Here is a 9,288-nt window from a genome sequence, read left to right as displayed (position 1 = left end):
TTGCTTGGTGTTTTTTTGCTGAACCAAATTTACAAGTTGGAGACCACCTTTTTCTTTTTGGTTGCAGAAATTTCAACTAACTTTGGGGCATCTTCACATCAATTTGGTATTTTTCATTTATACGAACAGACAAATCACCATTATTTATTTTTGAAAAAATTTCATTCATATTGTCAACAAGCCTAGAACGAACTTCTTTTTCGCTTTTAGCATATTTGTCTGATAATAGTTGATTTATGCGCATTGCATATGCTTTATATATTTCAATTTTACGATTTGTTTTACTTTTCAACGCATGTTCTTTTAAACGAAGTTCCGCACTCTCTTTTTTCGCTTTTTCTGCTCCAATTTTTTCAGACAATTCGCGAATCTCCTGATTATCCCTACTTATGCATCTTTCACACTCCGCTATAGTAGATGATATCGTCCTTACAATTTCCTCAACATCTATTCCATTTAACTTTGAATCGATAGTCGATTGTATTTCATCTTCTGCATTCAATATTTCTTCATCACATTCACTTATTCTAGCAAGTTTTCCATCCCGGACATCAATAAAATCATTTAACGATCCGATTCTATTTCTAGCAGTCATTTTAAAATCATTTACCATATTGCCAATTGATTTTGGCGGGAGAACATCAAACCATTTCTTTATATATTCTAATTCAACTGATTCGGGAGGCAAATGTCTACCACAGAGGCACTCTCCATGATCAATCAAGTACTGTATTGTCTTGTCCGTAATACTCGGGATATCGCTTCCTGAAATTTTTAATTTCACTAAAATATCATACGCATCTTTTATTAATTTTAATGTAAAAAACGAACTCGCTTGATTATTAAAAGCACGGCATATCTCTTTTTGAGCATCTGCTTTTGTTGCTAGAGATCGTTTTATAACCTTCTGTAATTGTTCTTTTCTCTCTTGCAACGCCTTACTTGATTCGTATTCTTTTAATTCCTCAGCTTTCTGATCCCTTAATTCCTCTGCTTTTCGAATTGCAGCATCTTTTTCATTCATAGAATCAGTATAAGCTTCAATTTTATCATTGCAGTCATTAATTTCATCTGTCAATTTTTTCACTTCAGAGTCACTATTTACATCATAGCGCTGATTATATTTGCCAATAACAGAATTTTTGGTTCCCCCACTTAAATGTTCCAGGGCCTTTTGCATCCCTTTCAGACCAAGCAGACCTTCTACCGCCTCTGCAAATTCCTCTGTCTTTTTATATCCAGAAATTTCTTTTCCCATTGTCTCAATACGTTCACCATCAAAAAAGAAATATCGAGCCAATTCCTTACGCAAAATATTATTTATTGTATGTTCCCGTTTTGTCGCATCTACATACGACGTATTTCCAGATTCGTCTTTTTTTTCTATTTCAAAAAGTGATTTTTTAGGTCTAATATTATTTGAATTATCTTTTTCAAACTGCTGAATTCTTTTTATTCTAAATTTATTATTTCCATGTTGTAATTTTAATTCAACAAAAACATCCTCCGGAAAGGAAGGCGTCATATTGGCGGCGACATCCTTATTCAATACCACAGGATCTTTAAAATAAGTTATACCATACAAACACCAAAAAAAACTTTGTAAGAAAGTTGTTTTGCCACTTCCATTTTCACCAATAATTATGGTAACATTTTTCCCTTGGATATCTTGAGCGAAATCAAGCGAGGTCTCTTTATATTGTCTAAAATTATGAAGTTTTATAGATTCTAATAACATTGTAATTCCTCCTCTATTTTATCCTGAATGTCCGCTATCATTTGAGAATCACTTTTGGCATGTGTTCTCAAATTAAGATTTTCCATCATTATGATGCTAGACATCAAAGCATCAACTTTTTTCTCATCTATTTCAATATCATTTTTCTGATACATGGTTGAGTCTCCATATAGCGAGTTAATCATTTAAATCTTTGTCCGTTATGTGATACGCATCTTGTATACAAGTAATCAAATCAAGACTATCGATTTCGTTATCTGAAAGTCGTGAAAATTCTTTTATTCTTCGGAGTTCGTTTTTTACTAAAGAGAAATCTGCTTTCAGTTCCTCTTTTGAAAAATTTGAAACCTGTTGAAGATTCCGCGGTAGTGTGACAAAATCATATATTTCCGCATAAGACTTCCCTGCACATTTTCTCAACACGCGTCCGCGCCGCTGAATATATTCTTTGGGATTCGTCGTGCTAGCGAGAATAAACGCTGTTTTAATAGAAGGAATGTTCACGCCTTCATCAAGGCATTTTATAGCAACAATAGCTTGCAAATCACCTTCCTTAAACTTTTGACATATCATTTGACGTTGAACAATATCTTCTTCCGATGTAAATCTTGCAACCTTCATATTCATTTCGTTGCCAAGAATTTTTGTTATAGCAACAATTTGCCGTTCTTCAGCACGGAATTCATAATCATCATATTTACAAGAGCCCTCATCTGAATTTGTAGTTGTCGCGCCACAATAAACAAGAATATTTTGTTTTTCTTTATATACTTCGATCTCTTTTCGGAAAGCATCCAGTTTATTATTAGCACCCGCAACAATCCGAGACCTCTTTATTGCGAGATATTCCCCATATGAATCAAGTTCAACTTTTCCATTTTTATTTGTAATATGCAGCAAAATCTCACTTGATATTTGTTTGTACTCGGACAATTCATCATCTGTAAAATACACTAGAATCGGCTTGTACTTATATGGAGTAAGTTTACCTTCGGCAATAGCTTTCTCAAGTGTATAGGATATACACACTTTCCCAAAATAATTATATAAAAAGGCCGTCCCCTCAACATCCTTATGACGATCTAAAGTTGCAGAAAGCGCCAAACGGCATCTAAACCTGGAATCTAAAAAACGTTGGGAGTTTGATGTACCAATATTATGAGCTTCATCAACAATCAAAAGAATGTTTTTGCAAACATTATCTATTTGTTCCTGCATAAATGAACTTTTGAAAGTTGCATTTGTTGTAACACAGCAGAAAAAACCTTTCTCTTTACATCTAATCCTCTGATCGCGAACAGCCTTTTTTAAGCGATCTTTCCAATTACTTTGAGGCGATGTAGAATAGGCGACAATAGGCTTTATATTAAATTTTTCGACATCTCCAACCCACTGTTCGACTAAATGCTGATAGGGCACAACAATGAAAACTGCTAGTATATTATCGTTTTTTTCAGCACATTTTACTAATGCGCCTAATCCAGTCAATGTCTTCCCCGTACCTGTGGCCATATCAAAAATTCCACAAAAATCACACTTCGTCCAATTTTCTATTGCTTCTTTCTGATAATCGTAAATATTCTCTTCAAACCATTTAGGCATCTTTGGCACATTCTTTTCTACCAACGGTGAATAGTTCGCCGTCCTTTCGCCAAGATTCATTCCGCCTATTTTAGGAGGTTCATACGAAATGTCATCATCCATGTCAAACTTCGGTACAGCTTTTTTGTATCGACGTATAATCTCATCCTTCAATTTCGGAAAATCAAGAACTTCAAGAGCGTCATCGGTTCCATTCCAAATTCTCTCAAAGGATCTCTTTTTCTTCAGAGCCCTGTCTTTTTCAAATTCCTTCCATGAACAGAAAACATCCGTCGACTCATAATTGTTTAAAAATGCGTTTTCCGATTCATTTGAAGATCCAGAAAATGCTACAAAATTTCCATCAGAATCTTCGATTATTCCTAGCTTTTCATGATACATGCCAGCTTTTGTAATTGCAATTTTTATATCCATACGGCATTCAGCAATAAGATTTGCTAGCATATTTAAGCGATCAAATTCTTTACCATTTGCCGGTTCAAATAAATTCCTTATCAAAGCATTTTCAATGATTTTATCTCTAACTTTGTATCCGTCTCTCATTGCTTTAACATCTTCATCCGAGAGATACGGAGTTGCCACTAATCTTATTTTGCCTTCGTTTTTTAAAAAATTGCACAATCCAACAGAGAAGCAGGACAATGCGGTTGACGAGAAAAAACCAACGGAACGATCGTATGCAACAGCTTCGCTTAAAAGAGGATTGTAAAAGCTACGGATTATATTTCCGTGCAGATTCCTATATTCCGATTCAATTTGTATATTCAGCAAACTCATAAGCGAACCCACTACAAATTCCCATTTATCCAGTCTAAAGTCTTTACAAGTTCACTAAAATCATCATCACTCGTAAACGTGCTACAACTAAATCTTATCGTTCCCGAAGGGAATGTTACAAGAGTTTTATGAGCCAAAGGAGCACACTGTAAACCACTGCGAACGGCAATATTTTGTTCCGCAAAAATGCTGGAAGCTGTATCGCTCGGCAATCCATCAATTACGCAAGAGACTATTCCAACATATTGATTATTTTCGTTGTCGCCGATAATCTTTACAAAATCATAAGAACGAAGGATTTTCAACAATTCTTTTCTTTTTAATTGCTCATGTTCCCACAAACAATTTATTCCCTCATCTAGAATCCAACCCGTAGATGCATAGAGTCCGGCGATACCAACAATATTGAGCGTCCCCATCTCATAACGTTGAGGAATATCTCTGGGCATATCCTGATTAGCGCTTTCAAAACCGGTTCCACCAAACAAAACGGGATTTAAATCAAAATCCGATTTCATTGCAAAGCCACCAATTCCTGTTGGTCCATAAAGTGTTTTGTGCCCGGCGAATACAGCAAAATCAATTGTTTCCAGACCAACATTTAAATTTACAAGCCCAGCAGTCTGCGCCATATCAATGACGGTAACCGCGCCATACTTTTTAGCTATCGAACACAACTCTTCTACTGGAGAAACCAAACCAATAACATTGCTCGCATGGCTCACCACCATCAAAGAAGGGGCAGCTTTATCAAAGTTCTTCTTTATTCTCGCAAAATCATAATGGAGATTATCATCAATATCAAGCATTGCAATGTTGATTATTCCAATTTCTTCATAATGATGAAGAACTCTTGTCACTGCATTGTGCTCAAACGGAGATATATAAACATTTTTTCTTTGTGATGTTCCCCCATTCAAAATGCCTTGTAAAATCATATTTAACGCTACCGTTGCCGACGGCGTAAATACAATTTTTTTGTTTTCGCAATGCAACAACTGCTGAAGACGACTTCTTGATTCAGAAACAACCTTGCCGGCACCCATAGAAAATTTATGATTTCCGCGGCCAGCATTTCCGCCACATTCCCTATAGAATGTATTCATGAAATCATAAACACATTCTGGCTTCGGGAAAGTCGTTGCAGCATTGTCGAAATAAGCCATTAGTTGTTCTCCCCGCACATTTTTTGAAGAATATCCACAACAACCTGTCGTTTTTCTGCAGCGGTAAGCGACTGGCCCATTGTTTTAAGTGCGTCTTCCATTTTATTGAAGAGTAACCGTGAACGAGGAGTCAAATCGACTTTGCTAAACGTCTTTGCAGATTCGCGGCCCTTTTCGTCGGTAAAAGAAAGCCTATAGCTATTATCTTGATTCCGTTTATCAGATTCTTTATAGTTTTCTGCAGCGTTCTTACACTCTTTCAGTTTGGTCTTAAAAGAATCGGTCGTATTGAAATTCCAATCAACAATTCTCAATCCAGTCAAAATTTCTGCAAGACCTTCAATGAATTTTGACTCATCCGATATATTCTGACAGAAAAGATTCAGCATCCTATCAGTTATACCATCATCAAATACATTGTCAGAAACATTCTTATCAAGTCTCTTAGTCCATTCTTTACATATAGAAGACACTGAGGCTTTCTTTACTTGCTGATTAGCGAAAACATTTCTTGTTGTATCTAAAAGCGACTGCTTTAGTCTAATTATTGAATCATCGATGTGCTTTTTGGCATCGGATAGCTTCGCAAGGACATTTTTCCCACACGACGGTTTTCCCGTAAACACTGTCGGAATTCGTTCAAAAAGAAATTCTTCGCTACTTACATTTTGCGCAAACAAATTCAAAAAATCCACAAAAGTTTGATTGGTCCTTTTGGGATTTGCCTTTGAATAAATTTCTTTCGTATACTTAGGCAAATCAAAATACCAACGATTCATCGCAGAAACCAATCCATCAATTTCAAGCGATTTCATCTCGTAAGGTGTAAGCCACCAACCAAATAAAGTTTTCATATCATGGATGTACTTTTCTTTTGTCGCATCCCAAGATATGTATGTCAGAGTATATGAATCAGGATTTTCATTTATCTGGTTTAAGGTCTGCGCAGAAATTTCTACAGAACCATTTTCATTATGAATAGAAATAGACTTTTTATGGCAGTGCAAGAAGGCGGCTATAAATATCGGAATGACCCCTTTTCTCATACCGATCTTTCCACTAGGTGATGTCAATTTTCGATACAGCGCATCAAAAGAAACTTTATTCTTCTCTGCAGCATTATTGACAAACCATTGCAGAGCGTCAATAATAGGTTTTACAACGGCGACATCATCCTTTTTCTGGAAATCAAAATTTAATCTTACATCATTCTTTTCATTAATCAACAGACCTGTATTTATCAAAACGCTACGCATAATAAATACATCAGGACCCGTCCCGGTCAAACCAAGGTTGTATTCTAGTTCATTTCTTAGTAAAGCAGAAATAACCTTATCTCGGGCATTTTCCATTACTGTTGTTGGAGAGTTTTTATTGATAGCCTCATTCTTGATAATCGGAGCCTTTGAATAAATATTTTCACAGATTTCAGAAAGTTTTTCAGAAAGTTCCGATTTTCTACAAATACAGGCATCTCCTCCGCAATAAATATATGACGAAGCATTTCTCTCAGCTCTGATATAATCGGCAATAAATCCGTATAACACTTCGCTCAAATCATCTATCACGACCTGATATTCGTCTTCTAGAGCACTATCGCCATGAGATTTCTCGCGCAGAGCATAAACCGCACTATATTTTTTTGCGGTACTTTCGATTTCGTTATACTGCATGGGAACAACAAATAAAATTTGTCTCTGAGCAGCAGAAACTTGCTCGACCAAAGCGCGAATCTTTTTTATTGAATTTTTTCCACTTAAAACGACTGCAATAACTTGACCATCAGAGCCACTCTCGGCATATTTGCTTTGCCAGTCCGCATCTTCTATGAATTCTTTATCAGAAACAAATATGAAATCAAACCATCTAGTCATCTCATATTTGTCATTATACCTCGAAGGATATAAATACGCACTTGTATTAAACTCGTTTAAAATATCGCACAAATCAAATTTACTGCGCTGTCGTTCAATTTCATCATTTATTGTTTTCTCAATATCAACACCAGAGGATTCTTTCAATTTTAAATAAGAATTACTCTGCCGCAAATAGACGACGAATTCTTTTTCTACAAGATTGTCAATAGCTAAAAGAATATCTTCTTCTGTGTATTCATTTTTGTAAATGCGAAATATTTCTTCTTTAACCGGCTTAATCTTTTCAAACTGCTGCAGGATATAAAGCAAGCACAATGTTTTTATGATTTTACATTCAAGAACCTTTTTCTTCCCAATTTTATCCAAAGCGCGACTTGCCAATAAATAGACATCGCGAATTTCATTATTGTAGATTTCCTTCTTGAAAAGTTGTTCAAAGTAATCAAACAACAAATCTGGAGTAACCAACTTAAAATCAGAATCGTCATACCCGCTTAAAAATGCAGAAAGTGTCGAATGTCCTTGTGCTGATAAGAATGTAAAAAGAGTTCTTTCGTTTTGAGCAATCTGCTCCGAAAGTCGCGGTAGAATAAAAATGCTGACCGGATGAAGCGGGTAGCAATCAAGCAGAAGTTTTTGCACCTCATCAGGCTTCATTTCATTAAACAACGGGTGCTTACTATATAGCGCAAACAGGTCGTCGATTTCTTTGCTATGACTTTTCTTAAAACGATTCCAATCAGCAGGTTTCTTCTTGATGACCGATGATATTATCTCATATACTTGTGTAAAGTTATTATTAAGCAAGACATGTTCAAATCGTTCCGAGATGCCTCGCCATCCATCTGTTTTCTGTTTTGGAAGTAGGTCAATATAATTCGCAATCTCTTTATGCGAAATTAGCATAAGGTGCATCTGCGTATCACCGCTTCTTGAGCACTTTTCCGCAAAATCTTGCAGCATTTTTGTGTCACTAACGCTTGCTGTAGATATATTGGCTTCAAGATACTTGCTAAACTCGTCGTACACAACATAGAGACCAGTCCATTTTGAAGTCCTTTTTAACGCTTTAGCAACACTTTCGTATAGGTCAACAACATCAAAACCTACAAAGGGATTAAAAATACTTCCGGCTGTCAATTCAGGATAAATCTGCTCAAATTGCCGGTACGCATTCACGTCGAAATCCTGTAATTTTTCAATGAATGCTTTGGTAGTTCCGTTTATTCCTTTTGCAAATGCTTTAAATGTTTGAGGATAATCTTTTTCCCATTTTTGAATCGTTTTTATTGCCGCCGCATAATTGGTTTCCGGCATAACATCCATTAGGTTATTATCGCTCAGGGTTTTCTGCAAGGAAAATATAAAGGCTTGATGCAAACTTGTGCTATTGCCAGAAATAACAACAGGCAACAACTTGACCTTTCCACTATAATAATTTTTCAGCAGCGCAGATAGGCGATTGTTTTCTTGGATTTTTTCATTTAAATGAACGAATAGGTCACGATTCTTTTTCATCAACAGGGACAGAATCGTAAGCACAATATGACTTTTGCCTTTTCCGTATGCACCAATTAGAATTCTAGCTCGATTAGTTGCACTATTCTGAGTACTTTCAAGGATATTTTCTAACAAAGACAACGACGATCTCGTTGGGATAAAATTCCCCAATTTCTCTGTATTATGCAAATCATATTCAATATTTACAGAATACTGGAAACCACTTGCAGTTTGAATCATTTTGCTCATAACATTAAGCCCTTTCATTTGCAATGGATTCGTAATACTTTTGAACGCAATCAATGTACTGTTGCTTTGGATGCTTAATTCTTACAACATCCAACCCTGCTGTTCTAATAATCTTCGCTTCGCCCAGCTTTTCAAGATTTCGTAAAACTTCAAGCAATGTTATAGAATCAAGATTAAAAGCCTTCCCAATGCTTTCGGGAGTCAACAGCAAGTCTTTCAGTTGAATTTCATCTATTCCACAGTGTTTCTTCTGAATTAGAGCTAGAGTAATCCAAGGGTTAAAAGGAAGATGCCCCAAAGTTAGTTGAAATTTCTGCAACCAAAAAGAAAAAGGTGGTCTCCAACTTGTAAATTTGGTTCAGCAAAAAAACACCAAGCA

At 35.9% G+C, this 9,288-nt stretch carries 6 protein-coding genes; all 6 read right to left on the bottom strand.

What is annotated here, in order from left to right:
• Positions 1-76: 76 nt before the first annotated feature.
• The 6 genes from BUB55_RS13420 to BUB55_RS13395 are packed head-to-tail and all read right to left on the bottom strand — an operon-like array spanning position 77 to position 9,207.
• Positions 77-1,738, bottom strand: coding sequence for an AAA family ATPase (locus BUB55_RS13420; RefSeq protein WP_073192344.1), 1,662 nt, complete (start codon positions 1,736-1,738; stop codon positions 77-79).
• A complete protein-coding gene (locus BUB55_RS14395) occupies positions 1,729-1,893 on the bottom strand; it encodes a hypothetical protein (RefSeq protein ID WP_159432002.1) in 165 nt (54 codons plus the stop codon). Before BUB55_RS14395 ends, BUB55_RS13420 begins: the two co-directional genes overlap by 10 nt.
• A gap of 22 nt (positions 1,894-1,915) precedes the next feature.
• Positions 1,916-4,117 carry a DEAD/DEAH box helicase family protein gene (locus BUB55_RS13410; protein WP_073192350.1) on the bottom strand — a complete coding sequence of 734 codons (2,202 nt, stop codon included), beginning with the start codon at positions 4,115-4,117 and terminating at the stop codon, positions 1,916-1,918.
• Between the two features lie 11 nt (positions 4,118-4,128).
• Positions 4,129-5,283, bottom strand: coding sequence for an aminotransferase class V-fold PLP-dependent enzyme (locus BUB55_RS13405; RefSeq protein ID WP_073192340.1), 1,155 nt, complete (start codon positions 5,281-5,283; stop codon positions 4,129-4,131).
• Complete coding sequence (locus BUB55_RS13400; protein WP_073192347.1) at positions 5,283-8,909, bottom strand: hypothetical protein; 3,627 nt, start codon at positions 8,907-8,909, stop codon at positions 5,283-5,285. The genes BUB55_RS13405 and BUB55_RS13400 overlap by 1 nt, the downstream gene beginning before the upstream one ends.
• A gap of 4 nt (positions 8,910-8,913) precedes the next feature.
• A complete protein-coding gene (locus BUB55_RS13395; protein ID WP_234971947.1) occupies positions 8,914-9,207 on the bottom strand; it encodes a DUF4007 family protein in 294 nt (97 codons plus the stop codon).
• Between the last annotated feature and the right edge of the window lie 81 nt (positions 9,208-9,288).

The sequence above is a fragment of the Fibrobacter sp. UWP2 genome (assembly GCF_900141705.1).
Lineage (GTDB): Bacteria > Fibrobacterota > Fibrobacteria > Fibrobacterales > Fibrobacteraceae > Fibrobacter.
The sequence above is the reverse complement of the archived record's forward strand: the minus strand, read 5'-3'. Positions and strand labels throughout refer to the sequence as shown.

Excerpts from the sequence above, each read along its gene's own strand:
- BUB55_RS13420 (WP_073192344.1), bottom strand. The coding sequence starts at position 1,738 with ATGTTATTAGAATCTATAAAACTTCATAATTTTAGACAATATAAAGAG.
- BUB55_RS14395 (WP_159432002.1), bottom strand. The coding sequence starts at position 1,893 with ATGTATCAGAAAAATGATATTGAAATAGATGAGAAAAAAGTTGATGCT.
- BUB55_RS13410 (WP_073192350.1), bottom strand. The coding sequence starts at position 4,117 with ATGAGTTTGCTGAATATACAAATTGAATCGGAATATAGGAATCTGCAC.
- BUB55_RS13405 (WP_073192340.1), bottom strand. The coding sequence starts at position 5,283 with ATGGCTTATTTCGACAATGCTGCAACGACTTTCCCGAAGCCAGAATGT.
- BUB55_RS13400 (WP_073192347.1), bottom strand. The coding sequence starts at position 8,909 with ATGAGCAAAATGATTCAAACTGCAAGTGGTTTCCAGTATTCTGTAAAT.